The sequence below is a fragment of the Neokomagataea anthophila genome, from assembly GCF_018122595.1.
Lineage (GTDB): Bacteria > Pseudomonadota > Alphaproteobacteria > Acetobacterales > Acetobacteraceae > Gluconobacter > Gluconobacter anthophilus.
Genome location: NZ_JAGRQH010000005.1, coordinates 25,553 through 50,149 on the forward strand (window position 1 = coordinate 25,553; position 24,597 = coordinate 50,149).

Here is a 24,597-nt window from a genome sequence, read left to right on the forward strand (position 1 = left end):
TAGTCTCGGACAAGGATTGACGCGACTCTTTTTGCTCTGGGAGGGTAAGGGATGGACGCCTAATACGCCAACGACAGGGCAGAGCTAGCGAAAGATAAGCACGAACAATGCTGGAGGCACGCCTATCGTTTTGGCCTTACCCCAGCATAAACGCTCATTAAAATCGTTCCAAAAAGGCCAAAAATAGATACTGCGGTACTTCCTACCATAAAATTCAGCGTGGCTTCGGGTATACAAAGCCACTTGTTGCCGGAAACCATGACCCCCACACCCGTGCAATAGCAACATATGAACCTAAATAGATTTTTGGCTATTGGAGTTATAAGCAAATTTAGTTGAGCAACAGCATTATTGGCATGTTCAGCTGCTTTATTTTTTTGCTTTTGCTCTTCCAGTTCAGCTTGGTATTTTGCAGATTCTCTAGCGGCAGAAAAGAACGCCTCCTGTGTCTTTCCGAGAGCAGTCTGAGATGCTTCACGTGCTTGAGGACTGCAAGAAAGGGGAGCATTATCTAGGTCGCCAACAGTGAGTTGGACTGCGTCATCATGCTGCACTACGCCCTGCCACAGCCAGTTTAATAAAGTGTTTGCGAACTAGATCATGCGGAATTTTAGCATTTCGACCAGAATTTATGTATGTGTCTGTCCAAGGCGTGTCTGGACGATGCGTCATCTCCGAGAGTTCGTAACCACTGAAGATTCCATACTTCTTCCAAACATGGTCAATTATATTCTCTTCGTCTGGAGTAAAGTGATCTTTTGGAACGCCAAACACACCTTGAAGAAGACCTTCTTGTTTGCTGTACCCAAAATCCCGTATAGAATTCCATATCTTACGAAATACGGGACCGCCATCCCATGCCTCTGGGTTTTCGTCGACAAGCGCGCATCCGTTAATGGCAAGATTCCATCCATTGGCGATATAAACAAGTTTCTGGATCTGCATCTGGTTTGGGGTTGCGGACGACGACATGCGTTTGATGAATTCGTTTGCCACGGCGATTGGGCTATGTGCTGGCATTATCCTGCACTCCCTCTTATGATTGGGCCGATGCCCCGACTTGATCTACCGCTGCGATAATCTCTCAAAATTTGTCCCATCTGTGAGAGAAGGTAGGCGTGGTAGAATGAGGTGGTTGCCGCATTACCTAATGCGATCAGTTAGCCGATATGATATCAATCATGTACTTTTGCAATACAAAATTAGTGTCTACGCCTTCAAAAGACTGAGCATTACCCCACACTGTGCATCCTTGCGGCGGTCCCACCAGCGAGAAGATTGACGCGACTCTTTCCGCTCTGAGACGGTGAGGGATGGATGCCCAATACGCCGATGACTGGGAAGCACTAGCGAAAGATGAGCGCGAATCTGCGCGCATCATGCTAGCGGCGCGAAAGTGGAAACAGGCATACCATCATGCAGGCATCGCCGCAGAATGTGCTTTGAAATACAAAATTATGCGTGTTCACGGAATGAACTGCTGGCCTGAGAGGCGCGAACGCCGTGAGTTTTATACGCATGATATTGAATCGTTGACAGAGTTGGCGGGCTTAGACAATCACATCAACATAGAACTGCTTAAAGCAACACGTGATCCTCATATCGATGCCTGGTTGATTATCAAAGACTGGGACATAAATATGCGCTATCATGTGCCTACCGCTTTTCCACAAGCTCTGGCAGAGAGCGCCGTGTCTGCCATTGATACAATGGGGCTAGTCCAATGGCTTTTGAAATAATCACGATAGATCAGACACGACGTGATGCAGGTTTTTATCTGCTGCAAAAAACAGATGATATTGGCTTCAATGCGAGCGGTGCAGGCTGGTATCGGCCAACTGATTCAAAGCGCTGGCGATATTTTCTCATCACGCCAATGATTGATAGCAAAGGCCCTAAATGGGTTTACGAAAGGTTGATGGATGCTTTACGCGTCCTCAAATTTCCAGAGGGTATAAAGCCGCTAGAAATTCACCTCGTTAGCCCGCGTGAAAGTCGTTTTTATGACCTAAAAAATAGACTGCAAGTGCCTAATGTGATCGGGGATAAAAACCTCTTCCATGCTTCAGACGATAGCGTCCGTGATTATGGTATCGAAGCTATTGTCATTTATCGCCTAAGAAATGAAAATAATCGTGCTGGGGATACCGCCCGTATTTTTGAGGCAAAAGTCAAAGAGCTGCTGGCAGCCTGAGTCTAGTCTTCGAACCTCTCATCTCGGTCCTTGCGGCTGTCCCGCCAGCCGGTGAGCAAAGATAACTTTGGCAAACTTCCAATTACGTGTGGTAAGATAGAGGCATGATCATCCTTTATCTTGCGATAGCTGCGGCGTAGAAAAGCCGCCCTGTTAGAGGCGGCTTCTGTTGTTAAATGGCTTCTAAATGCCGCGCTTTCGCTCTGACAGGCGCGGCGACCGGGACATAACGCCCCAGCACCTTCACTTGTAGATGCTCCGGCGTTCCGGGCGGATAGCGCCCTGACACGAACGGCACCAACGCGCTACGATTGCGGGCCATGCGCGCTTTCTGCTCCGGGTGATCAGCCGCAATCGGTGCAACGTAAATCTCGCCACGTTCACCGATGACGACTGCCTGTGTCCCGGCGGCGAGATCATAATCCTCTGCATCGAAGCAGATCATCTCGCCGTTTACCATCACAGCCCCAGTGACACGCTCATGGCGCGCGTTTGTCAGCGCCTTCATGACGTTGCCTCCGGAACCTTGGCGAAAGGGACAGGGGTTTCCTTGATCAGGTGAGCATAGGCTGGGTCCAGATCGGCTCCCGGAACCACTCTAGCGAACCATGCCAGTCCCTTCGCTGTAACCTTGATGGTATTCCCCACCTGCGGCTCACCATTCGCGTCGAAGTAAGGGTTCGCCTTGTTCTTCAGATATCCGGAGTCAATCCTCTCCTGATAGGCAAGTTTGGATTTGCCTCGAGGATAACGGCATCGGTTCTGATCCAGCCAGTCAAAGAATTTCCCGGGCTTAACCTGAATCATTTTCGCCGTTTCGGTGAGGCCGAACTCCCCGCCTGACGCACTGATCCGATCTAGTGCCGCAGCTTTAGGGGCATAGCCATCAATTAGCGCTTTCTGACGTTCGATTTCGACACGTGCTTCTTCTTTCTGGCGCTCCAAAGTGGCCTTCAGGACCGTAACAGCGCGAAGGGCTAACTCTTCAGGCGTCTCTTCCTTTGCCGCGACCATGTAGCCGCCAGTTTTGCGAATGGAGGGGATGACCTCGGCAGTGATCCACTTCTTGAAGCGTTTGGCAGCAGGCTTGCGGCTTGTCAGGACGAGCGACCATAGGCCGGACTCGTTGATGATGGTGCGATCAGCGTTTAGGTTCCCACTATCCGTAATCTGGATAGTGGATTTCTCGTCATCATCTAGGCGCGCCGAAGCATTTCCTGCGTTGGCAATATCGAGCACTTTGCAGACGTCCGTAAGAACCCACCACGGCTCTCCGGTCTGGTCGAGTACGCGGATCTCTGCCCCTTCAAATGAGAAGGGAATAAGGTTTGTGTCTGTGATCGCTTGTGTGTTATTCGTCACGTTCGTGTTCCTTTGCTGGTTCACTCGGAGGCATCAGAGCGGTTCCCCAACCGTGGCTCTGGTGCCTTTTCGTTATTCAAAAATGCCTTTAGAATAGAAACGATCTCGCGGTTTGCGGAGCGTTCATTCAAAGCGGCCCTCATCTTAAGGGCATGAAGAATGGGACTATCCATTCGGATGGTGATGGATGACGTTTTCTTTCGCGCCATTGTCTTTCTCCATTTCCTTGTTGATCAGGTTGACGACAAGATTCGTCATTGTGGTTTGGTCGGCCCATGCACGCTCGCGTAACCATTGACGCATCTTTGGCTCCATTCGAACGTGGACCATGTAATCTCGGTGGCTCATGCTCTCCCCTTAACCGTTGAGTGCAAGACTTTTTTTTGCACTCGCGCTAATTTCTCGGAATGTCAGATTCACCTACGCGCTCCATTACCATCCGAATTGATGCTGAAGTATTTCAAGCGATGAGGGAGTCTGCGGCCAAAAATTCGCGCTCAATGAATGCAGAGATATCTGCACGCTTGGTTGCAAGCCTGAATCAGGATGCTCTATGGCAAAAGGACCCCGCATGGCCGATGCGAGACATGCTGGAGCAACCACGGCTTTCTCACAAAGAACAGGTTGATAATGCCAAACGCCGTATGAGTATCGTGATGGAAGAATGGTCTGCCCTATCTGAAGGGCTGTCGGGGCTGCCAGATATTATGAAAAGCACCATTATCAGGCGCCTGACCGAACTGGAAAACGAACGCGCTGCTTTGGATAAAGAACTCTGGACGATTGACCCGGAGTACAGGGCATCTCATAGCTAAAGATTGACTCGAATCTCGGGGCTCTGAGGGGTTTTTGGAGTGACTTTGCGCCGTAACTTAATGTACTCGTAAGGTTGCCCCTTATTGAGGTTCAATTATGTCTGACCAACAAATGCTACCGCTTGCACAGGAACTTAAAACGTTCGAGGAAAAGGTCTTGCCGCTAAAAGATAAGCAAGGGAAATATGCGGTCCTGCGCGGAAGCAATATTTTAGGTTTCTTTAACGACTACGAAGATGCACTTTCTGCTGCATATAAAGAGTACGGACTAGAGCCATTTCTCGTAAAGCAGGTCACGCTCTCCCCCGCGGTAACTCACTATACGCGTAGCCTTTCTTTTGTATGACGCACTTTTCCAATACAGTTACGCAAGTTGGTCCATTGCTGCGCGTTACTATTGGCGTCAGCCACGCACGAGCAGAAGCTCTCGTAAGAGCAGAAAAGCCTATACCGACCCCGATTATAGCAAACCTCTTAATTGATACCGGTGCTTCAAAAAGCTGCATTTGCACAAACATAGCATCTTCTTTGGGGCTTAGTCCTACAGGCGTTATGAATGTCCTCACCCCATCAACTGGTACTACCCCACAGCCAGTGCCGACTTACGATGTCGCAATGACTTTTCAGGGTTTATCACCTTCGGATGTAAACAGTCTGCCAACTTTGTCCGTCACGAGTAATGATTTTGCTGCACAGGGGATCGACGGGCTTCTGGGGAGAGACGTGCTGTCCTATGCGCATATGTTCTATAATGGTCGTGAAAATATGTATTTTCTATCGTTTTAAGCGTTCATTCCCCCCTCGAACCTCTCATCCAGCTCCCTACGGCGGTCCCACCGACAGTAGAGATTGACTCGACTCTTTCTACTCTGAGACGGTGAGGGATGCTCCATCATTCACTTTCAACAGTCGCAATTTTCCTTCTGAAATACATATCGCCTGTGGTACGAGAGAGGGTGATGAAAATCTTCTCAGATCGCCGTTTGCCAAAGTGTTACTCCCGCGCTGAGTGGGAGCCGCTTGGCGGTACCAAAGCACCGCCCGTATTGAAGCTTTCCTTTGATCTCATCAATCAATCGGATGACCCGGTAGAGATCGTACGCTTCGATGTGTCGCATCCTTCAGGCGTGACATTCGTTGCGGACATCACAGAACTGGCGCTTCATATCTATGAAGACGGGAAACGCCCCGCTCTTATCAGTCATGCACTGATAAATGAAGAACTCGACGGTAAAGAAACTCCCGCACAGAACCCTGCGGATCGCTGCTCTGCACCGGGTAGGCGCGAATACACGCTCTACTGCCTGCCAGAGAACGCGCAATCACCCGTCTTTGAAATGACCCGTAAGAAGCTGTTCGAACGCAATATCGTTGTGCTCACACTCTCCTATCGACATGCAGACGAAGGTGGCCGTGTACGCACAACGCAGCTAGGCGTGACAGTGCCAGAGTGGAAGCAGAGGTCAGCGGCATGATCATCCTTTATCTTGCGATAGCTGCGGCATGGCTCTTCTTTTGGCTGAAGGGGCAGCTTTGGGCTGCAGCTTTTATTTGTTTATTATTATTAGCGTTCATTTTCACAATGCATTCATCATATGTGTTTGATAGCAATGCTCCCCATCGCGCTTACCTTGCTTTGCAAGGAATGTGTCCCTCGGGAGCGATAATGCCATGTGATTACGTGAAAACTGTTAAAGGAAGCCTGATGCAAACGCTTTCTTTCGACGGTAAAGACCCCGCACCTGACAATTCGTTGCCTGTTTTCACGCTAATAGCAGTCGCAGGTACCTTATTGGCCTTCACTCCATACATCATTCATCGCCGCCGTGCTGCGCGCATGGACCGCGCCCTCAACGGCCTCCGTTTAACAGACGTGGATTAACTAGGGCGTTATCAAGATAATCCAGCGTGGCTTTTTCAGTGTTAGCCATGCGCCCCATCATGCGACGTTCGACCAAGCCAGCCGCACCGTTTGCCAGCAAGCCGCCAAGCGCTCCGCCCTCCAGATATCCGGCCCCCATTGCTGCTACTTTCGGTGCAACACCTTGTGCCATTTTTGCAACCTTCCCGCTGGTCATCAGATTAACATTGGTATCCGAACCGCGCGCTTTACCAAGATCAATACGGGAGTGAAGCCGCATGTCGTCCCGCAAATCAGTCAGCGCCTTGAACTGTTCGTCCGTCACACTGTCAGCAAGTCGGGCACCTGATTTCCTCTGTTCCTGTTTGATCGCGTTTAGAAAACTATCAAGCTTGCCAAGCTGGACATTGCCCTGAGCATCCGTAAGTTTGCGACCTTGAAGATAGCGCATGGCGTCGATAGGCCGTGACATTTCCTCGTAGTGCTGAAGGTAAGTCTTGAAGCCTGGAGCGCCTGCGTCGATCTGATCCGTGAGGGTAGGCTTCAGGGCAAGAAGCTGTGAGGCTGCTGCCTGCCCATCGTTTGCCGTGCCTTGTGCTCGTGGCGATACCATATCGCCCAAATACTTCCGCACATTCCAGAGTTTGTCTGGCATGGCGGTCCCGTCTTCCTCGGCAACGTTATTGAGTTGTCGAAGAACATTTATCAGCGGCTGCTGGACCGTTTCGCGTCCCCGATTGTCATCAATCAGACGCGCAAGATGCTGGCGGATTGGCAGCACATCGACAGGCACCTGTTCAGCAAAAGCTGCATCCCGGTGCTGCGCTTCCAATGTTGTCCGCGCGGCTTCTGCAGCTTCAAGCTGGTCATCCGTGCCGATAATCTTCTGGGCATAGGCATTTCTGGCTACTGAATTTTGAACGTCAATGTCAGTAAATTTGTTCGGGTTGGCAGCGCGCCTGACACGCTCAAGCAGTGCCAATCCAGCATTACCAGTGGCTTGCGAAGCCGTCAGACGAACGCCCGGAATTTTCGAGTCAATCAGCGTAACCGGGCCGCCTTGCTGATAATCATTCCATACTCGGGCCGCCAGCTTATCCGCCTGTTTGGGCCCGGTAAGTAAGCCCAGCTTGATCGCTTCAGGAGGTGGTTTTGATTGCGGCAAAGTTGGTTCAGGCGGTTGTTCCGGTGACTGGCTCGTGACAGTCTCTGGTGCTGCGTCCGAGAGACTTGCACCGTCTGCGGTGCCGTTTGATCCGCCTGCCATAGCAGGTGTTTCTTTTCTGAGTGCCTTAACCGCGCGCGATGCTACCGCCCCGGCAGGCGCAGAGGCAGCCCCGAGAACGCCGCCAAGCAGGGGGTTCTGATCCACAAGGGATGCGGTGGTTGCGCCCTGAAGGCCTTGAGTAAGAGCATTAGCTGCGAGCCCGCCTCCAAGAGACGGCATGATGCGACCGACTGTGTAAGCAACGCCCGCATCTCCAAGAAGCTGTCCCCCAAGCTTCGCTACTCCGTTTCCCCAGTCTCCCGCACGCGATGCTACGATTTTGTCCACGGATTTTTTGTAGGCAACAGGGTCATAATCTGTCCCGCGCAAATGATGAAGGGTGATCCCGTCCACGATATTTGCGCCAGCTTTCACTAGTTCAGCGCCCGCGCTCTCATCTGCATCTCTTGCAAATTGCGCAAGATTGCCGAGCCACGTTCCCTGATGTGCGTGGGCCTGAGCAGGAAGTGTCGTCTCTGCCTCATGTCCAAAAACAGAATTGAAGGGATCACCCGCCTTCGGGGTGGCCTGCTCCTGAGCGCCTACACCGAACACTGCTCCTGAGCGCCTACACCGAACACTGCTCCGAACGCGTCGCCGTCCGTCTTGGGTGCTGGCGAGGCTTCTTGCCCACCAAAGGAATTATCTTGCGGGGAGGGATGTGCGTAGTGGTCAGCAACTTTTTGCGGGTAAGCCATGGTCTCGGGGTTCCCCCAATGTGTTCGGTCAGTGCCTGCATTGTACGCGCGCAAGGCATCTGGAACGTTTCCGTATCGGTCTAGATTTTCGCGAAGAAGACGAGCCGCTCCATAGATGCTTTGCACCGGGTCAGTCGGGTCGATACTCAGCCGCCGCGCTGTATCCGGCATGAACTGCATATGCCCAACAGCACCCGCAGGAGATTGAGCCTTCGGATCATCCTGCGGGTCTTCGACCTGATGCACGGCACGCAGAATGGCGGGATTAACATTCCAGTAGCGTCCCGCATTCTCGTAATGCCGCTCTACATCAGCGCCCACTCGGCACCAACCCGGCTGCGGCCATACTGTTATAGGTCTTCTTGAAATCCTCCAACTGGCCGCTGGCGCGCATCTCCTTGAAAGCTGTTTCCCGCTCGGCGGGTGTCATTCTCAGGAGCTGAAAGGCGCGTGGGTTGAAATTCTGATTAAAATTCTGCTCCCAAGTCTGATACTGCGCGGGTTGAAGCCCTGAAGCTTTCCAAGCGTTCGCCTTCGCATTGATGGCGTCTTCGTTGCCAGTTAATTGATGAAGCATAAGGCTAATCGTGCCGGACTGCATCTTGCTGTTAGGCATGGCATGTTCCGCCGCCGCAAGCCGCGCATCAGAATGCCCCAAAACAGACGCCTGCGCATTGGCAACATTCTGCGCCCATTTATCAAAGCTTTGGGCCGACTGCACCTCGTCAGCCCCAAATGGAACACCCCAACTGTTGGCAAATGCCTCTATGCTTCGGATCTTCGCTCTACCAGGCCCCGGCGTAAAGCCGTTTAGATCCGTCTGCATGTTCCCGAGCATAGCCATGCGTTCGTTGCGGCCTGACGCAGCCTGCATGAGTGCGTTAGCGCCTTCTGCTCCAGCCTTTGCTGTCGCTATCTGAGCGTCAACCTGCCCTGGAGCTGGGCCTGCCGAAAAACCACCCGGCTGCGCGCCATTCGCTGATCTGGGCTGTGCAGGATACGACCCGTCACCCATTACGCTGAGCGGAACGGTGGGCTTGCTTGTCGCGTCCAGATATTGTCCCTGTCCGTTTGCCCGTACCACGTCAGCACGCGTTGCAATCTTCGGATTACCCGCAAGGTCATTGTAGGGCAGCGGTGTAGTCGCCTCGCTCGGAGATAGCGTTTTCCCTATCGGCGCCCCTGTACTGACGCCGCCTTGTCCGCTGGCAGGAGAGCCAACATTCTGCCACTGAAGATGGCCGCCAACATCTACAAGCTGCATGGAGCCATAGGCATCGTTGTAGGCGTGTTCTGGCCCTATAGATGCATCAGTTAGGCTGCGGACTTGCTGCTTTAATTCGTCTCCGCCTTCTGGAAGAGAGGCGTAGCTTTGCTGTGCCTGATCCAGAGACATCAGGCCATGCGCGACGGCGGTTCCATATGCGGGCGCGAGGTCGTCTTTGGTTAACCCCTCTTTTCTAAGGTATGGCGCTGCAATACCTGCGATCATGCCAGCACGGCGTTGATTGAGGGCAAGCTGGGCGCTGTCATTGCCGATCTGCTGTGCTTTTTGGCTTCCGAGGGTCGTGACAGCTTCAGGAAGGCCGTATTGCCCTGCTTCGGTTGACCCCATTTCTGCTTGCACAGCCGGGATATTATACTTTCCTGTTAGAGGATTGTAGTTGTCAGCATAAGCTTTGCCTCTGGCTTTTCGTGCATCATACTCACTCTGCTGGATTTGATTGCCGAGCAGGGCGTTACGAATGCCTATAGCGCGTGAAATTTGTTCTGATGGATCAGTGGGGCGAACGGTGCCTTGTCCAATACCAAGCAAAGCATTCGCATTCATGTCAAAGGGGCCACTCACCTTAGCTCCCTCCGTTTAACAATGTTTTGTAGTTCAGGTAGTTGGTCGCAAGGCCGCCAGCTTGGTTCCCAAGATTGGTAAGACCATTGGTTAAGGCATTTGCGGATGCTTGCGTGCCAGCCATTTGAGCGCCAACACCGGCCATTCTTGCTTGGCCTGCAAGTGACGCGCTGTTGATATCATTTTGTCCCTGAGTTGCTAGTGCATTATAACCATAATTTGCTAGCGCATTCGTGTCACTGAACTGGTTTTGATACGTGCTATCGGCAAGGCCGGAAGCATAGGTGGATGCACCTTTCAAGGCTGCACCACTATTCGCTAATCCGCGCGCTGCGGCACTATTTGTTGCTGCTTGTTCGCCTTGGTTCAGGTTCCATTTATAACCGGGCGTATTCTCAAGGAAATTCTGCGTCAGGCCACCATTGAGAGCATTGATCGCATTATTGCCCGCAGTTGCATAATTGCCGAGCAGCGCATTCGCTTGCTGCCCAGATTGGGATATATTGGACGCTACTTCTTGGCCTGTCTGGTTGGCCTTATGCATAGCGCTTTGGGTTAGAGCCATTTGTGCAGCCGTTGTGGCGGCTGTCGTCGCTGCTTGAACGCCTTGGCCAATACCAAACATATCACTCATTTTGGCCGCTCCATTCCATATGTTGTGTGGCGACGGTTAATGCCGTCTGGACATGGGGCATCCACTTCCCCCCATCGAGTAAAACCAAGGGCATGCATGACAAATCGGGCCTGCCGCTTATTCTCAGGGACCGTTCCCACTAAGAGATCAGATGGCTGAACTTCCCACCACCAATCTCGGATTTGACGCATCAGAGAGAGGGCTTTTTTGCCGCGCATTGCAGGGATAACAGCTTGGTGACATTCATGAATACGTGGCTGCACTTCGCGGAAGCCTACGACAATTCCGGGCAATGCTATGACGAGGCGATCTTGCACATCAACGATGCGCGCATGTTCCCCGTAGACTTCAGCATGCGTAATAACGCGGTTAATCGCGTCGATATTGTTCCATGATGCCTGCGGTAGGGGAGGAGCACACATTATCATGACATTGCGTATCCATTGAGGATGAGTGCAAGGCTATTGCCGGATGCAAGGATGGCATCACCAGCATTGAGAACAAGGCCTCTGATTTCAGGCAGGAGATCGGTGCCATTTGCTTGAACGACACGCTGTGGAACAAGGTCTATTGCTTGTCCGCCAGAACGCTGGACCTGAAGCGTGAACGTTACGGCTGCACTGGTTTGGTTCGCGAGCACACCGCCAGAGACAATGCTTGTACCAACGCCTGCTGTGAAGACAGGCTGTGCAGTAGACGTTAAAATAACACCAGGTTGTAATGCTTTGGAGATAACGGCCATCAACGGGTCATGATTGCAAAAATCATGCTCTCATCAGAAGATTGAGCCGCCTGCGCGTTTCCGCTCGCCGTAGCGCCGAGAATAGCGCAATCTTGGGCGATTTCCAAAGCTTTTAGTGCCTCTGCTCGTATAGATTGCGCCTCTATGAGCGTCTGCGCTGCCAAGTCGAGCGCGGCGTGTGCCTCACGCAAAGCAGAGGCCGCATCCATCTGTGCTTGCGTTGCGCAAAGAAGTGCTTGATCCGCTTCCTTGGCAATCCACGCAGTATCAATGCCGGGAGCAAATCCGGTGCGCTCCCACAGCCTACGGATGAACGCCTGCCCACCTGCTGTCAGTGTTCCATCCGTATTGCAGAGTTGTATGGGCAACGGAGAGTTGAGGTCACGCGGCCCGCTCATGATCCTACGGGCTCCACAGAGAGAAAGGCACCTATCAGCGCAGTGCCGCCACTGGCAGTCCATGTGACCCGATAAACACGATCACGCGCCAGCCCTAGCCGCCACAGGGACGGCCACACATTACCCGTTGTACCCAGTGCCAACGCTTGAGGGGAGCAAAATGAAGCCCCACGATCATCGCTCCAATCCACACTAACCGTTTGGCCATTGCCATTTTGCATATCGAGCATGAATTGACGGTGTATCGCCCGCGCCCCATTGGTCAGAAGGTGCGGGAATGAGCGTTGGCGCTTTATCGGCTGGCCATTGTCTGTCGGGATATTGAGATCGACTTGGTAAATTATGCCATTTTCGTAATCGCCTGCAAAAACTTTGCCATAGGCCGCTGCCCAGCAATACGGGCGATACTGGCTCTCATTGCCGTCAGCATCGAGGCTGCATCGCTCATGCCAGAGATTAGAGGAGAGATCGTACACCCATGTGGATGATTGCCCAGGTATCGTGAGCACGAAAAAGACATGCCCTTCTTGCTGGTAAACACTGGCAACGGCGTGAGACAAATCCCCCATATCTTGCAACGCTCCTTCCACCGGGAAGGTCGAGACGGGGGCAGCCTGCTGGAGTTGGCCGAGATAGACACGCGCTGTCCCGCTGCGGTCCTGTCCTAACCACATGACCCCGCCATTGGGCGTCGTGCCTGTCGTGGGAATACGCGCCACAGCGTACGGACTGACCGCGCCACTCTCAATGGTGATGCTTGCCGTGCGCTGAAACGGGAAATCAGCTGCACCGCTATCGTACCAGAGTTCTGTTTGCCAGCGTCCAAACAGCCAGATGGTTTGCCCGACGACGCAGAGGCTCATGATAGTGCTTAGACTGGTACTATCAGAGGCAACGTAGAGACTATCAAAAGGTGTTGTTTTTTCGTCAGCAAATTGTGCGGGTGATGTAAACCAGTTGGCCGTTCCAGCATTAATAAACAAAAAGAACGTATCAAGAATATCAATGACTGGTGAGCCATACCATGCTGGGTCTGACAACTGGGTAATACGGCCATACGCGCCCTCGAGCTTTTGAGGCATGGCGCAATACCAGCCATTTGTCCCATCCACGATGAACAGGCATGTGCCATTATCAGACATGCGGACAGGTGTTGCGCCTGCTGAAATACTCCCAATTGCTGTGACTTGATCCGTCGCGGAGAGAGTGACAACAAGTGAGCCCGCAACAGCAATAAGCTGACCTTGTGTCGTCTGATATAGACAGCGGATCGTTCCGGAAAGTTGAGCAAAGCTCCCCAAACCGGGTGCAGGATAATACGCAAATTGTATCGGCTCTCCATCGCCTTGTGGGATGGGCTCACCGTAAAGGTTTAGGCACCGCTGCGCCGCAACAGAGGTGGCACGGGCATCGTAAGAGCCACCGGTCAGAGCAATACGTTGAAGCGCCATGAAGCCCCCTTAAACAGATGATTTGGTGAGGCCGGGCCAATAGAAGCCACAAGGCGCAGAATTTAAAGCTGAGGGCATTTGCAAGATGGGTATCTGCGTATCAGCACTACGCAAGGTAGAGAGGGCGGACTTCATCGCCGCCAAAACGGTCTGGTCGGGCTGTTGCCCATAGGATGGCGCAAGACGCGCTGCCAAGGACCACATCAGGGCATCCCAGTATTCAGGGGGCAGATTAAGCGTATCTGTTGCCTGTAACGTAGCGGGCAGTTGCTCAGCAAAAAGTAGATGAAACTCCCATATCCCACCAGCCGGAATAGGCCATGGCCGGAACTCACCAAGTGGAAAGGCTGGGTTATAATGGCAATATGAAGGCCATGTCCGAAGGGCTTTCAGGCTCAGTGATGCATAGTCCTCATAGGCTTCTATGCGCGTCAGTGTGTAATCGATAGGTTGAGCACCACTGTCGAGGCCATTATTGCCCGTGTCAAAGTCAGACGGGACAAAGTCTGCCTGTAAGAAATCCCCCAATGTTGAGGGTGGGGCGCCGTTTAAAAGCCGCGCATACACAGCACTGATCTGAGTGGGGCGAACGGGGACATCGAGATCCCCGCCAGGGCCAATCATGTAAACACTCTTTCCCGTGCTCAAAAATGCCCTGTCTATCAGGTTAGGAACAAGCCACCGTTTCCGCTGCCACTGGGCCAGCATCATGTTCAAATGCATGACACCTGAGGCTATATCCGGCGCATTTGCAGTCGTGCCCATGGCGCCTACTCCGATCTGTAGGAGCGCCATATTGATGAGATCAGAGACAAGGTAGCCTTGCGCCCCGGGTGTTCCGTTAAGACTTCCGGACATTCGCTGCGCGTCCTTTGCGTCTCATGACAGGCTTGGGAGGGGCATCTTTACTCTGCGGCTCAGAATACCCCTGTAAACGTGCGCGTACCCGCGCTTCCTGCTCAGCGTTGTGAACGGTGATTGTCTCATGCCCATTCGGCACAACCAGGGTGCGCGGGTACGGGCGCATTAGAAGCCGTCATCCGTTGGAGACGGAACAACAACACCCCAGTCAGGGCGCAACATGGCTTTGCCATACAGCAAGTCCATACGCGTGCCACGGACGTCCACTGGCCCGTCATAATAGGTCAGCGTACGCAGGCTGATACCGTCGAGGTTATCACGGCCGCACTCGATGGTTGCGCCCGTAACCTGCTCCAGATCAACCGTTGCCAGCGTCATGGCTTTCTTGTGGTACAGGAAGTTGCGGCGCGTCACTTCACCCTGCTTGCCGATCAGATTAATGGTCGCGCCAGCCTGTGGTGCAGAATCAACCGTCTGATAAAGGGCAGGGGAGCCATCCGCATTCGGCGGTATAAGCGCCGGCATAACCGGAATGGTTGTTGAACCCGATGCACAATCCTGTGCCACCACGAATTGCATCGGGATTGCGCGTGACTTCTTCGTGATGCGGTTCACGCGGTTCACACCGCTAATGGTGATGATATCACCTGCGTTCAGGCCACCGTTGATCGCCCCTGTCGAGATCATCGACATATGCGGGCTGGTCATCGCGCTAATATTGGTCGAGGGCACAACCTGACCATTCGGCGTGAAGGAGTTCACAGCACCCGTCGCTGTTGCTTTGCCGTCATAGCTGCCAGTTGGGTGGATGATGACCGTGTTGTCCTGCATCCAGCCTTGAACACCCAAAAGGCGCGATCCCATGCGGCCAGAGCGGTTCTGCTCACCAATCTCGCCCGCAGGGTTGAACATCCCCATGAGGCCTGCAACAGTGTCAGCCTCAGAGAGCGGGTCCAAACATGCAAAGCGGTTGGCAGGCTCAGCATTACACTCAGACAAAATAGCGTTTGCCCGCAGCCATGTGCTGGAGGATGGCACCAGCGTATTGCCGTTCTCGTCGACATTGCGCACGAGGTTAGAGAACTGCAACGACAGACCGATAAGGTCTGCTGCCAAAGCACCCACCAGCACGTTCACAGATGGCGCAACATAACGCTCTGCAAACTGATCGACCTTCAGGGTCCGATCCTGCGTCGTGAAGGAGAGGGACGTGTTCCAACGCTCATTGATCGTCAGCGGGATGGAGCGTTCGGTCATTGCCTGCGGGTTCACGACAGGGCCTTGGATAGCCACGTTGTCGTTCGGCAGGCGGATATTGACCGTATCACCAATCTTGCCGCCAGAATTGGCAAACTGGCTCTGATACGAACGGTCAACGTTCTGCACGAGGGAGTTCTGGTTACGACGGATGGCAAGCGCCATTTTCGTAATCATTTGGTTGTTAATCAGGTTATTCGATGCCACGGTTTCGGCTCACAGAAGATGCGCTTATGCGCCAATTGTGCCGCTCTCGCTAAAGGCAGAACGTGTGCCGGTTGAGACCGGAAACAGCCGGGTTACGTCCCGTGACGGGCGGTTTGAGATACCGCCAAAACAGCCGTTTAGAGGCCGTCGCCTTTGTTCAGCCGCGCTTGCTGAACATCTTCGCGAAGTCTTCCGCCGAGAGGCTGTCGTCATACAAAGAGCGACTGCCACCCGATGGGCGAGCCGAACCCGTAGCAGCAGGCACAGGAGGCGGCGCTTTCGAAACAGGAGATACTGAAGGACGTGCCGTGGCCGCTGGTGCCGCTTGCTGCTCTTGTACCTGATCCGTCATCGAAGACGCGAACTTCTGAAGCAAAGCATACTGACGGCGCTCAGGAGCATCGAACAGCGCACTTGCTGCATCCGGGTCGTTAGCCAGAGCATAATACACTGCGCCACTGTTCGGCAACTCCGATATATCTTTGATGATCTGTTGGTGGGACTTATTATCGAAGTCCATACCACCACGATCAATAAGCAGCTTCGTGGCCTGTGTCACAGCATCCGCACCATGTACACCAACAAGATCACTGGCGACTTTCTGCGCGGCTTCACCAAAGCTGTTCTGCTCTTGTTCAACTGCGCGCTGCTGCGCTGCCGCATCACGTTCCTGCTGGCGGATTTGGTCAGGCGTCAGTTCGGGCTCTTCTCGCTGCTTTCCACGTGCAGCTTCGAGAGCACGACGCGTTTGCTCTAACTCGTCCCGATAGGCTTGCACTTGTCGCTCTGCTTCTCGGCGCTCATAGGTCGCGCGATCGATTTTGCGCTGCAACCAGTCAGGTGTCTTCTGCTTTTCTTCCTGAGGCGCGGCCTGTGCTTCCTCTTGCGTTGCTCCGGAAGGTGGTTCCTGTGCAGGTTCAGGCGTTTGTTGCTCTGCACCCGCATCACTGCCAAACTCAATGCCCGAGAGAATATTGGTGTCTTCGATCGGCGCGGTCGCTTCTAAAGTCTCGCTCATGCTTGTACGGCTCCTGTCATGGGATTGGGGGCGTGAATAGGTCCGCCCGGTGGATTGGTTGATGGCATGCGCTCGAGAGGCTGCGGGTTAACCTCTGGCACCGGCGCGTTCGGCGTTCCTTGTTCAGCAAGGACGGTCTTGATCAGGTTGATCAATATCGGCTTCAAACTCTCCGGCGCTACAGACCCAATCGCGGCCATCTCATCCGTCTGTTGCTCACGCTTTTTCGTGTCGGCATCCATCAGATCAATGACCTGATCATGCCGCTGTTTATCGGCGCGCAACGCAAAGTCCTGCTGCTTGTCCTTCAGCTGCTGCGTAAGCTGTCCGATCTGCTGCTGAAGCTGCTGGATCGTCTGCTGCGCCTGACCCAAACGTGGATCATCAGACGCAGGCTTGAGCCGGTCGGCAATCTCATCAGCAAGCGGGAAGTCAGCCGCTTTAAAGAACAAGTCGCCAATCTGCCCCATAATCTCAGGGGAAGCCTGCAACACCTGCATCAGACTGTTGAATGTGTCCTGACGGCGCGTGGCGAAGGCGGGGCCTACGTCTGCTTCAACGTCATAGCGGCCAATAGTCGGATTAACTGCAAGGATTGCGCCTTCCTGAGCAAGCTGCTGCTCAAAGGTCAGGCCCTGTTGCTGTGGCTGGTTCGGCGCTTGGACCACCTGCGCCGCTTGCTGGGCTTGTGGGTCTACAACCGCGCTCGATTGTGCGCCGTCTTCACCCAAAACCTGAACCGCACGCGCCGTGTCATACACCATCGGAATGGCGTCTATCAGGATGCGCCCAACCAGCCGCAGCCCCATGCCCTGATTGTCGGTGTAGTGGTAATTCGCTGTGTCCGATTGGCGTTGACGCTCATTGATAGCACGGCCAGACTTCTCATTCCCCGGCGCGCCCATCTCAGCCTGATACTGCCCTGTAACCATCTGCATTTGCAGATCGGCGTTCTGCATTGCCTGCATATGGCCGGTGCTGCCCGTTGGTGGATCAAGGCGCTGCGGTGGCTGCAACGCTTCAGACGTATCGGGATCCGTTGAACGATAGGGCAACCATGCCGCGTTCGATGTATTCGCACTGGCCCACTGGTTCTCATAGCCCTCAATGGAACGCTCATCGACCAGCCAAGGCGATTTCGTTTGAACGGCAATGCTCTCAACAAAAGCCGAAGCTGAGTAATTGAACATGCGCTGCGGGTCGATCAACGAACGTACTAAGCCGCAGCGATCCAGCTTCCCATCCACCACACTCTCAACGCCGACAAACGGCACAAGCGGAATGTTCTGAAAGACCGTTGCGCCGTGTGACACGACCTGATCACCCGCGATGAGATAAAACTCCACCGTAGGCCGCACAATCGGTCGTGATTGCGCTTTCATCTCCCGGCAATACGTCACCATGTCATCGGGCATGTCTGATTGCCGCATAGGCTGGACCGACACAGAGCCATCAGGCTGCGGCACAGGAACCGCCCAAAGCGTGTCCTTGTCTTCATTGCGGCGGTAATAGCGAAACACCCGCACAATATCCGCATCGACTTCTTGCCCGCGATAATCCGTATCACCAGCAATGGAAAGTGGCGATCCTGATATGTCTGCATGATCGGGATACAACCGCTCAAACTCAGCGCGCGGCATTTCTTCCACCAGCATCGCCCATTGCATGTCTGAGTGGTCAGGCTCCTGCGTATTCGGGTCAGAGTAAACGGCGCGAGGATCAGGCACAGACTTGATAAAGAAGTCCTGATCAAAGCTGTCTTGGCCTTTGACATAATCCGTGACCACATGCACCCAGCCTATGCCCTGACGCACTTGGCCTTGAATGGCGCAAGCATAGGCGTTTTGCTGAGCGTTCGACTGATACTCGATGTGCCGGATGATGCCCTCAAGCACATCAGCCGCCTTCTCAGATGCGCCAAAGCCCGTAGCATTGATCTTGATGCCCATCTGAGATTGACGCGCATCGTTCTCGACCTGGAACACATGCTGCTGCGTCTTGTTAATCGTCAGACAGGGACGGGGAGAGCCGCCGAAAGTACCAGAGCGTGCTTGATAAACCCCGCTATCCCACTGGTCATGATTGTACGCATCGGCATGGAAGAAGCGCAGATCATCCAGCGCACGGCGACGCCAGTCTGCCTCGAACGATTGAGCAGCCTCAAACCGTTCTTTGACTTCGGAGATAACGGAGTTTGTTGCTAAAAGGCTTTCGCTCATGTGGTAACTAAATACCACACAAGAATCGCGGCCTACAATACAAATCTACAGGCTGAACCGATTAAGCGCCCATCCATCCCGTATTGCTGCTTATGAACGATGGGCGTGTGATCGGCTTACGTTCGGCTCGTGGTTTTGGGTCATTAATCGCCACTGCCAACTGCCGGAAAGCATCCGCACCATGCGAGGCATCGTCGTGCAAAGGCTTCTTGCTGAACTGGCCCGTCTGCTGATCCACATCATAGCGATACCGGCGCAGAGCATTCACCCCATCCGCTGTCGCTTGCTCATCAAACCACACGCGCGGGAAGAGCGTTCGCGCTGCACTAATCCCCGCAGCAATCGGCAGCTGTGGCAGGACCGTGATCGGCATCGAGCGCGCCCTTAACTGAGATGCAATCGTTTTGCCCGCTGCGCTCAACTGCCCTTGGTTCGCATCATGCGGCAGGAAATGGCGCTCATACGTGTAGGGCTTGCGTTGAAGCACGTTCACGTAATGGTCCAGCCCCTCCATGCGGTTCTGATAGAAGTCGATCACTCGAATGTCGAAGCCAATCTTCTGCCAGAACCAAATGCTGGTCATGTCTGACCACCCCAAATCCCATGCTGTAAAGACGGGCGCTGATGGGTCATACTCAACTCGGCACACACGCTGCTCATCCGTCGCTTGGCGCAGTTCTGTGGCATAGATCGCACCTTCCAGAACCTGCTTGGGATTACCCTGCCACACGTTCAACCAGGCATCGTAATCCGTCGCTTTCAGCTGCTCCATTTCCTCACGCAACACGGACGGAAAGAACGGGTTCTGATCCCAGTTTACCTTGCGAACAAGCGCATTGCTTGGCGGGTTCAGCACAAAGCGCCGGTAGACCTCATCTTCTGCCAGCTCAGGGTTAAAGCCGAGCCAAATCTCAGAACCTTCCTTACGGATGGTCGGCACCAGAATGTCGAGACTACCCTTGGTGATCGTCTGCGCTTCTTCAATCCAACAGCGGTCAATGCCTTCGATGGATTTGATCGAGGCGATGTTGTGCCGCAAACCCGCAAAGATGAACTCGGTCCCGTTGCGCCCGGTAATCGTCGTCTTCTGGACGGTGTAGAACTCACTCAAAGCAGGGCTGCGCGCTATATGATCCGCCAGCAAAGAATGCACAGAGTCCGCAATAGACTTCTGAAACTCACGCGCACACAACACTCGCAATGGCTGCTCCGCGCCCTGTATCAACAAAGCCAGCGCCATGCCCCAAGACTTCCCCGAGCCACGGCCACCATACGCAACCTTGTAGCGCGCCTTATCGAACAGGAACGCGAGGCTTTCAGGGAAGGGGATGTCACTCACTCGGGCGAACCATTGTCACTACCAAACCAAGCGGCGCACCGTCTTGCCCTTGGATCTCCACAGTGTCTTTCGGCTTGCCCCACGCGCGGTCGAGCAAGGAGTTTGCCGCCGACACCCGAGCACTCTCAGGGGCTGTTTTGTTGCCCGCAATCTCAGCCAATGCCTCAATCGCTGTCGTTGTGTGTGATCGCGCCAGTGCAATCACCTCGCGCATGTTCTTCGGCAGGCCACCGGGATTGCCACTCTGTCCCTTCTTGAACGGGCGGCCAACGGGCATCTTGCGCGGCTTAGCTCCGCTGTTCTGAGGGGCTTTTGTCATAGGCGCAGTCTATCAAAGTGCGCCTATGCTTACAAGAAAAAGCGGTAATTGGATACCGTATCATTTAGGGCGATGCTTCAATTTACGCCTGTTACGCCATTCTGACACTTCGACAGCGGCCCATTCATCGAGAACAATTCAGACCATGAACCGTTCAAAAACAAAACCAATGGGATGAATACGACCCCAACTAATTTAGTCACAGAGAAAATTAGTATAATATCCCCTATTGAATGTAGGGCACAATATATAACATTAATTCTAGCATAGGACCAAATATAAGGAATCGCTCTATGCCAGACCAAACCTCTACTGCAACAGATACTCCATATGGCCCTGCCTCTGGTGGCGCACCGTCTTCCCATCCTCATCTGAGCGCAAGGTCACTTGAAGAGAGAACTGAAAACATGGGGGGAGAAGGCCCTTCATCGGGGCCTCCTTCTCGTGGCAAAAGATGGGGAAGGGCGATTATATATATAATTGCTGTATTGGCTCTATCAGTAGGGTTTTGTTATCTGTTTGGAAGCAAAAAATATTTAATATCTTTTGCTGCGTGCGCCTTCGTTATAGATTTTTTGATAATAAACAAACCTTTTCTAAAAAAAGATATTGGACGAATTAGTGAGAGGGCAAAAAAATATATATTTATTTTCCATATGGTTGTTTTGATTATTATTGTTTTTTCAGCGACAATTTCATTGTTTAAAAATCATTTTTCCAGACAATCTTTTTTTGATTTGCTGCCTGTATTACTGTTATCAGTTTTTTCGTTTTTTTTGTGTCGATTTTGCATTAAAAACAATCCTAATTTCTTTGATTATGAGCGCGAGATTGCAGTTATTGCCACCCTATTTGGAGCTGTAGCTTTGTTGATTGATATCCTTGGCTGATAAATAGATTCCTTAGAGAGCAAGACGCAGGAACGGCCTAAATTGTTATGCGACAAAAAAGTAGGGCGGCCTCTCAACCGCCCCACGACATCAACCCCAAGGGCGTTGAAGATCTGGAAACCGCTTCCCGGTCTTGATCTCTGAGATACGCCCCGGATTAACGTCATAATCCGCAGCGATACGGTTCAGATACTCCTGCGTTGCAATACGCTGAATGATTATTTCAGCGTCGGTTCGGGTCAGTATTTTCGAGGGTTTTCGATTGTTTTTGGTCATAAATAACAGTTCTCCACTTCGAGAGGGATAAAGAACCGCCTTGACCGATACTCATTGAATAGCGCATAATCTATGCGCTACGTTACATGTGAGCATTTCCACGGGCGGGATTGACGTCTGTGGAATTCAAAAGGGTGGGACTCGTAATCCCGCCCTTTTTTCGTGTCTGGATTACACTACTCGTTTCCAATACACCTCGCAAGGAATTTCGCCGTACAGGCGTTTTTTCGTTTTTGCGGTAAATGTCTTGCGTTAAATTAATTAATGCCCTCTCCGCCGAACCTACCCCCCTTAGCGTCGATGTTATGAGTTGGGTGGTAGCGTCAATCTGCGCCACCACACTCCATCTCACTGTGAGCGCTGTTCACTGAGCGGCACATTTGCAGCCTGCATAGCTTCAATCACCAAACCCATGTTGTCCGGCGCGTGCTTGCCAACCGCAGCCTGAACGCAGCGGAAGAATGACGGCTGGAACGGACCTTCACTGATCCGGCGCAGCGTGTGGCGCAGACGATCCGCATCTTGCCAGTCTCGAGGATCGCGGCTACCGGGATCAACACCCGTGACCATCTCGTGAACGGTTGGGGAGTACCGCCTAAGCATCGAAGTCCAAATCTTCCGCCGTTCGGAGCGCTGCTCATCCGTGGCGCCATTTTCGTCGGGTAGGTTCCAGTTCAGTTGCTCGTTCTGGTGCCAGCTACGCAGCCAGTTTTTATCGGTTTCGGACAGTTTGCGGGCTTGCGTGGTTGAGCCTGAAATCTGCAAGGGCTGGTTCGCGTTGCTCCGGCGCACCCGCTGCACGAGGGCAAATTCTTCCAGCATTCGGGCGAGGGAACCCACTGGCGGCCACCAATCGGATTGCTCAGTCACAACGCTCAGGGCATCGAGGCAGTAGGCAGATGCAGGGACCTCACGCCGGAGCAGCATCTCAGCGTACTCCGCCAACATCGCTTTGGTCTCATCGGGCGTTAGGCGCTGCTGGTGTCGCGTGGTTCGGGCCAGCCTTCCTAGCCAGCCTGCGATGTGCTGCGTCCGTTCCCGGTTCAGCGGGGCGAGGGTATCGCTCATTGGCCCATCTCCTCGAAGCGCTTGGCATTGGCGTCGATGTCGTAGCCTGTCAGCCCCCACTGGTCCTCGATCTGGCGCAGGTCAGTTTGCATCCGGTTCTGGATCGCTTTCGTCACCCATTCTTCGAACACCGCTGGTCGCACGCTTACGGCCTCATCAAGGATGGCGTTGAGAGTTTCAGCGCTGTCGCGACAATCTCGGAGCCATTTACCGATCAGGCTCTTGGCCCGCTTTGGGGGTAATCCCGTGGAGTGTCGAACAACCTCAGCTCCGTGACGCCAGAGATGATCTCTCGCATCTGGGGTGCGGGGCGCTGAAGCATCGATCTGAGCGATTTTTTGTTGAGCTTGAACTTGCGACGACGGCGGAGCCGCGTCCTCGAACGTAGTGAGAGGTATATTCTCCCTCTCCCTCTCCCTCTCTAAGGCATTGCCGTGGGATATGCCGCCGCTATGCCGTGGCATGTTGTTTTCCGATGCCGTGGCATTGCCAGTGTCCTCGTCTTTTTTCTGCCAGCGCTTTGCCGCACGCTCACGCTGCGCAGTGCGGGCCTTCCATGCATGCAGTGCTTTTTCCGCTACCGTGGGATGATATAAACGACCATCAGAACACTTAACCCACCCGCGCAAAACTAAGGTTTTTACCTTTTTCCAGCGTGTACCAGCAGATGATAAATGAGCAAGAACACGATCATCGTCTGGTAAAGAAGCAGCAGGAACTTGCAGCCAACTCTTGCACCAAAGCGCAACAGCGGCCTTGAACTCGTCGCCGGTTGAGAGTGCAAAGAGGTCACTATCTATGAGGCGGACCACGTCCAATTGCATAAAAGGCAATCCACGCAAATCGCAGTCACTTGGCGTCATTGGTTCAGGAATTTTCATAAACCCACCTCCGCATCCAAAATTTCGGTAATTGTGACGACCGTTTTCTGCTCATCGCGACGGCATCGGACACCCTCAATGTTGAGGCGGATGGAGAGCTGGTTATCGTCCACGATCAGGCCAACGCCGTGCTTGTTCTTGACCTTGCCGTTCGCCTGCTGCACTGGCGTGGTGAGGCAATCGAGAATGTCCTTAAAGCCGCCATACAAGCCGTCGAGATCAGGGCTGCCGACCGAGTGCCGCACCACATGCACTGAAGCGCGCTGAAACGGCTCCTGCGGCCGCTCAGAGCCGAGTAGGGCAATGATCTGCCGTGACGTTGAAACCTTGGCCCGCCCGCGTGTGCGGTAGTGCTTGCGCTGCTGCTTGTTGAGCAGCGGGAAAGGCTCAGGGAGGGTGAAGGTGATTTCACGCATCTTCGCGCGCCTCCACTCGCTCAAAGTACGCAATTTTCCGTATTTTACAGGTTTGCAAGAAGCGCTTTGGCATCTCACGCCGACCCGCTAATACGTCTGAAACGTACTGAGGTGTTACGCCGTGACGCTCTGCAAAAGTACGCTGATTTCCGTACTTTTCCTTAATCGTCTCACGAAGGATACGAAACACGTCCACGCTATCGAGGCGCTCGCTCATTTCAGCAACTCCTCACGCAGAATCATGATCTCCTGCTCATACGAGGCACACGTTTCGCGCAGCTTCTTATGCGCACTCCACAAGTCGCCGCGCACAAAGGCAAAGCCTATCAGGCCAAGCCGCGCTTCGAGGTATCCTGCACCACGGTCGAGACCGAAACCGCGCCACAGCACGGTTTGGATGGTTGTAAAACTGAACATTCCCTTGTCTCCCGCACCATCGTGACGATGCGCTGTTCAAGCTCAGGGCAGTCGGCCATCAGCATGATGAGGTCATGCATGCGAGGCGCGTTCTTGCCGTAGAGCCAGTTTGTGAAAGCCTTAACTGTCCAGCCGCGCGCCCTTGAGACCCGTTTGGC

At 53.4% G+C, this 24,597-nt stretch carries 34 protein-coding genes; 8 read left to right on the top strand and 26 right to left on the bottom strand.

Going from position 1 to position 24,597, the window contains the following annotated elements:
- Positions 1-122 precede the first annotated feature (122 nt).
- Together KB213_RS08210 and KB213_RS08215 are read right to left on the bottom strand one after the other, a co-directional pair.
- Positions 123-554 (bottom strand): hypothetical protein, encoded by a 432-nt coding sequence (locus tag KB213_RS08210; RefSeq protein ID WP_211682081.1) that lies wholly within the window; start codon positions 552-554, stop codon positions 123-125.
- Positions 544-1,020 (bottom strand): Panacea domain-containing protein, encoded by a 477-nt coding sequence (locus KB213_RS08215; RefSeq protein WP_211682083.1) that lies wholly within the window; start codon positions 1,018-1,020, stop codon positions 544-546. Before KB213_RS08215 ends, KB213_RS08210 begins: the two co-directional genes overlap by 11 nt.
- A gap of 293 nt (positions 1,021-1,313) precedes the next feature.
- On the opposite strand from KB213_RS08215, the gene KB213_RS08220 reads away from it, so the two are divergent.
- Positions 1,314-1,739 carry a hypothetical protein gene (locus KB213_RS08220; protein WP_211682085.1) on the top strand — a complete coding sequence of 142 codons (426 nt, stop codon included), beginning with the start codon at positions 1,314-1,316 and terminating at the stop codon, positions 1,737-1,739.
- Entirely contained in the window at positions 1,724-2,194 is a 471-nt protein-coding gene (locus KB213_RS08225) for a hypothetical protein (RefSeq protein ID WP_211682087.1), read from the top strand. The genes KB213_RS08220 and KB213_RS08225 overlap by 16 nt, the downstream gene beginning before the upstream one ends.
- A gap of 172 nt (positions 2,195-2,366) precedes the next feature.
- On the opposite strand, the gene KB213_RS08230 is transcribed toward KB213_RS08225, so the two are convergent.
- Genes KB213_RS08230 through KB213_RS08240 form a run of 3 tightly spaced genes read right to left on the bottom strand, consistent with a single transcriptional unit; the run spans position 2,367 to position 3,765 of the window.
- On the bottom strand, positions 2,367-2,702 hold the full coding sequence (locus KB213_RS08230) for a hypothetical protein (protein WP_211682089.1): 336 nt from the start codon (positions 2,700-2,702) through the stop codon (positions 2,367-2,369).
- On the bottom strand, positions 2,699-3,556 hold the full coding sequence (locus tag KB213_RS08235; RefSeq protein WP_346266693.1) for a phage antirepressor KilAC domain-containing protein: 858 nt from the start codon (positions 3,554-3,556) through the stop codon (positions 2,699-2,701). The genes KB213_RS08230 and KB213_RS08235 overlap by 4 nt, the downstream gene beginning before the upstream one ends.
- Positions 3,557-3,576: 20 nt before the next feature.
- Positions 3,577-3,765 carry a hypothetical protein gene (locus tag KB213_RS08240; protein ID WP_211682091.1) on the bottom strand — a complete coding sequence of 63 codons (189 nt, stop codon included), beginning with the start codon at positions 3,763-3,765 and terminating at the stop codon, positions 3,577-3,579.
- Between the two features lie 198 nt (positions 3,766-3,963).
- Between KB213_RS08240 and KB213_RS08245 the strand changes: the two genes are divergently transcribed.
- From KB213_RS08245 to KB213_RS08265, 5 genes are all read left to right on the top strand, one after another.
- On the top strand, positions 3,964-4,371 hold the full coding sequence (locus KB213_RS08245) for an Arc family DNA-binding protein (RefSeq protein WP_211682093.1): 408 nt from the start codon (positions 3,964-3,966) through the stop codon (positions 4,369-4,371).
- Between the two features lie 97 nt (positions 4,372-4,468).
- Entirely contained in the window at positions 4,469-4,717 is a 249-nt protein-coding gene (locus tag KB213_RS08250) for a hypothetical protein (RefSeq protein WP_211682095.1), read from the top strand.
- Positions 4,714-5,157, top strand: a complete 444-nt coding sequence (locus KB213_RS08255; protein ID WP_211682097.1) for an aspartyl protease family protein — start codon at positions 4,714-4,716, stop codon at positions 5,155-5,157. The genes KB213_RS08250 and KB213_RS08255 overlap by 4 nt, the downstream gene beginning before the upstream one ends.
- 173 nt (positions 5,158-5,330) lie before the next feature.
- The gene (locus tag KB213_RS08260) at positions 5,331-5,846 is read left to right on the top strand and encodes a hypothetical protein (RefSeq protein ID WP_211682099.1); all 516 of its coding nucleotides are present in this window, start codon (positions 5,331-5,333) and stop codon (positions 5,844-5,846) included.
- Complete coding sequence (locus KB213_RS08265) at positions 5,843-6,253, top strand: hypothetical protein (RefSeq protein ID WP_211682101.1); 411 nt, start codon at positions 5,843-5,845, stop codon at positions 6,251-6,253. Before KB213_RS08260 ends, KB213_RS08265 begins: the two co-directional genes overlap by 4 nt.
- Here KB213_RS08265 and KB213_RS08270 read toward each other — a convergent pair.
- From KB213_RS08270 to KB213_RS08340, 15 genes are all read right to left on the bottom strand, one after another.
- Positions 6,222-8,054 carry a hypothetical protein gene (locus tag KB213_RS08270; RefSeq protein WP_211682103.1) on the bottom strand — a complete coding sequence of 611 codons (1,833 nt, stop codon included), beginning with the start codon at positions 8,052-8,054 and terminating at the stop codon, positions 6,222-6,224. The two genes, KB213_RS08265 and KB213_RS08270, sit on opposite strands and share 32 nt — an antisense overlap.
- On the bottom strand, positions 8,042-8,518 hold the full coding sequence (locus KB213_RS08275) for a lytic transglycosylase domain-containing protein (protein WP_211682105.1): 477 nt from the start codon (positions 8,516-8,518) through the stop codon (positions 8,042-8,044). The genes KB213_RS08270 and KB213_RS08275 overlap by 13 nt, the downstream gene beginning before the upstream one ends.
- On the bottom strand, positions 8,508-10,046 hold the full coding sequence (locus KB213_RS08280) for a hypothetical protein (RefSeq protein ID WP_211682106.1): 1,539 nt from the start codon (positions 10,044-10,046) through the stop codon (positions 8,508-8,510). The genes KB213_RS08275 and KB213_RS08280 overlap by 11 nt, the downstream gene beginning before the upstream one ends.
- 1 nt (position 10,047) lies before the next feature.
- Entirely contained in the window at positions 10,048-10,680 is a 633-nt protein-coding gene (locus tag KB213_RS08285) for a hypothetical protein (RefSeq protein ID WP_211682108.1), read from the bottom strand.
- Complete coding sequence (locus KB213_RS08290) at positions 10,677-11,108, bottom strand: DUF2824 family protein (protein WP_211682110.1); 432 nt, start codon at positions 11,106-11,108, stop codon at positions 10,677-10,679. Before KB213_RS08290 ends, KB213_RS08285 begins: the two co-directional genes overlap by 4 nt.
- Positions 11,105-11,422 (bottom strand): hypothetical protein, encoded by a 318-nt coding sequence (locus KB213_RS08295; protein ID WP_211682112.1) that lies wholly within the window; start codon positions 11,420-11,422, stop codon positions 11,105-11,107. The genes KB213_RS08290 and KB213_RS08295 overlap by 4 nt, the downstream gene beginning before the upstream one ends.
- Complete coding sequence (locus KB213_RS08300) at positions 11,422-11,820, bottom strand: hypothetical protein (RefSeq protein WP_211682114.1); 399 nt, start codon at positions 11,818-11,820, stop codon at positions 11,422-11,424. Before KB213_RS08300 ends, KB213_RS08295 begins: the two co-directional genes overlap by 1 nt.
- Positions 11,817-13,271, bottom strand: coding sequence for a hypothetical protein (locus tag KB213_RS08305; protein ID WP_211682116.1), 1,455 nt, complete (start codon positions 13,269-13,271; stop codon positions 11,817-11,819). The genes KB213_RS08300 and KB213_RS08305 overlap by 4 nt, the downstream gene beginning before the upstream one ends.
- A gap of 9 nt (positions 13,272-13,280) precedes the next feature.
- Positions 13,281-14,129: a hypothetical protein gene (locus KB213_RS08310; protein WP_211682118.1), complete on the bottom strand. Its 849-nt coding sequence runs from the start codon at positions 14,127-14,129 to the stop codon at positions 13,281-13,283.
- Positions 14,113-14,298, bottom strand: coding sequence for a hypothetical protein (locus tag KB213_RS08315; protein ID WP_211682120.1), 186 nt, complete (start codon positions 14,296-14,298; stop codon positions 14,113-14,115). Before KB213_RS08315 ends, KB213_RS08310 begins: the two co-directional genes overlap by 17 nt.
- The gene (locus tag KB213_RS08320) at positions 14,298-15,596 is read right to left on the bottom strand and encodes a P22 phage major capsid protein family protein (RefSeq protein ID WP_211682122.1); all 1,299 of its coding nucleotides are present in this window, start codon (positions 15,594-15,596) and stop codon (positions 14,298-14,300) included. The genes KB213_RS08315 and KB213_RS08320 overlap by 1 nt, the downstream gene beginning before the upstream one ends.
- A gap of 157 nt (positions 15,597-15,753) precedes the next feature.
- Entirely contained in the window at positions 15,754-16,614 is an 861-nt protein-coding gene (locus KB213_RS08325; RefSeq protein WP_211682124.1) for a hypothetical protein, read from the bottom strand.
- On the bottom strand, positions 16,611-18,833 hold the full coding sequence (locus KB213_RS08330) for a portal protein (RefSeq protein WP_211682126.1): 2,223 nt from the start codon (positions 18,831-18,833) through the stop codon (positions 16,611-16,613). Before KB213_RS08330 ends, KB213_RS08325 begins: the two co-directional genes overlap by 4 nt.
- Before the next feature lie 61 nt (positions 18,834-18,894).
- Positions 18,895-20,172, bottom strand: a complete 1,278-nt coding sequence (locus KB213_RS08335; protein ID WP_211682128.1) for a PBSX family phage terminase large subunit — start codon at positions 20,170-20,172, stop codon at positions 18,895-18,897.
- Positions 20,165-20,491, bottom strand: coding sequence for a DUF5681 domain-containing protein (locus KB213_RS08340; protein ID WP_211682130.1), 327 nt, complete (start codon positions 20,489-20,491; stop codon positions 20,165-20,167). The genes KB213_RS08335 and KB213_RS08340 overlap by 8 nt, the downstream gene beginning before the upstream one ends.
- Positions 20,492-20,784: 293 nt before the next feature.
- Here KB213_RS08340 and KB213_RS08345 point away from each other — a divergent pair, with 293 nt between their 5' ends.
- Complete coding sequence (locus tag KB213_RS08345; RefSeq protein ID WP_211682132.1) at positions 20,785-21,381, top strand: hypothetical protein; 597 nt, start codon at positions 20,785-20,787, stop codon at positions 21,379-21,381.
- 90 nt (positions 21,382-21,471) lie between these two features.
- On the opposite strand, the gene KB213_RS08350 is transcribed toward KB213_RS08345, so the two are convergent.
- From KB213_RS08350 to KB213_RS08375, 6 genes are all read right to left on the bottom strand, one after another.
- A complete protein-coding gene (locus KB213_RS08350; RefSeq protein WP_211682134.1) occupies positions 21,472-21,657 on the bottom strand; it encodes a hypothetical protein in 186 nt (61 codons plus the stop codon).
- A 348-nt stretch (positions 21,658-22,005) separates the two neighbouring features.
- Entirely contained in the window at positions 22,006-22,605 is a 600-nt protein-coding gene (locus KB213_RS08355) for a hypothetical protein (RefSeq protein WP_211682136.1), read from the bottom strand.
- A gap of 116 nt (positions 22,606-22,721) precedes the next feature.
- Positions 22,722-23,606: a DUF1376 domain-containing protein gene (locus KB213_RS08360; protein ID WP_211682138.1), complete on the bottom strand. Its 885-nt coding sequence runs from the start codon at positions 23,604-23,606 to the stop codon at positions 22,722-22,724.
- Positions 23,603-24,022: a hypothetical protein gene (locus KB213_RS08365; RefSeq protein ID WP_211682140.1), complete on the bottom strand. Its 420-nt coding sequence runs from the start codon at positions 24,020-24,022 to the stop codon at positions 23,603-23,605. The genes KB213_RS08360 and KB213_RS08365 overlap by 4 nt, the downstream gene beginning before the upstream one ends.
- Positions 24,015-24,239, bottom strand: coding sequence for a hypothetical protein (locus KB213_RS08370; RefSeq protein ID WP_211682142.1), 225 nt, complete (start codon positions 24,237-24,239; stop codon positions 24,015-24,017). Before KB213_RS08370 ends, KB213_RS08365 begins: the two co-directional genes overlap by 8 nt.
- Positions 24,236-24,439, bottom strand: coding sequence for a hypothetical protein (locus KB213_RS08375; RefSeq protein ID WP_211682144.1), 204 nt, complete (start codon positions 24,437-24,439; stop codon positions 24,236-24,238). Before KB213_RS08375 ends, KB213_RS08370 begins: the two co-directional genes overlap by 4 nt.
- Between the last annotated feature and the right edge of the window lie 158 nt (positions 24,440-24,597).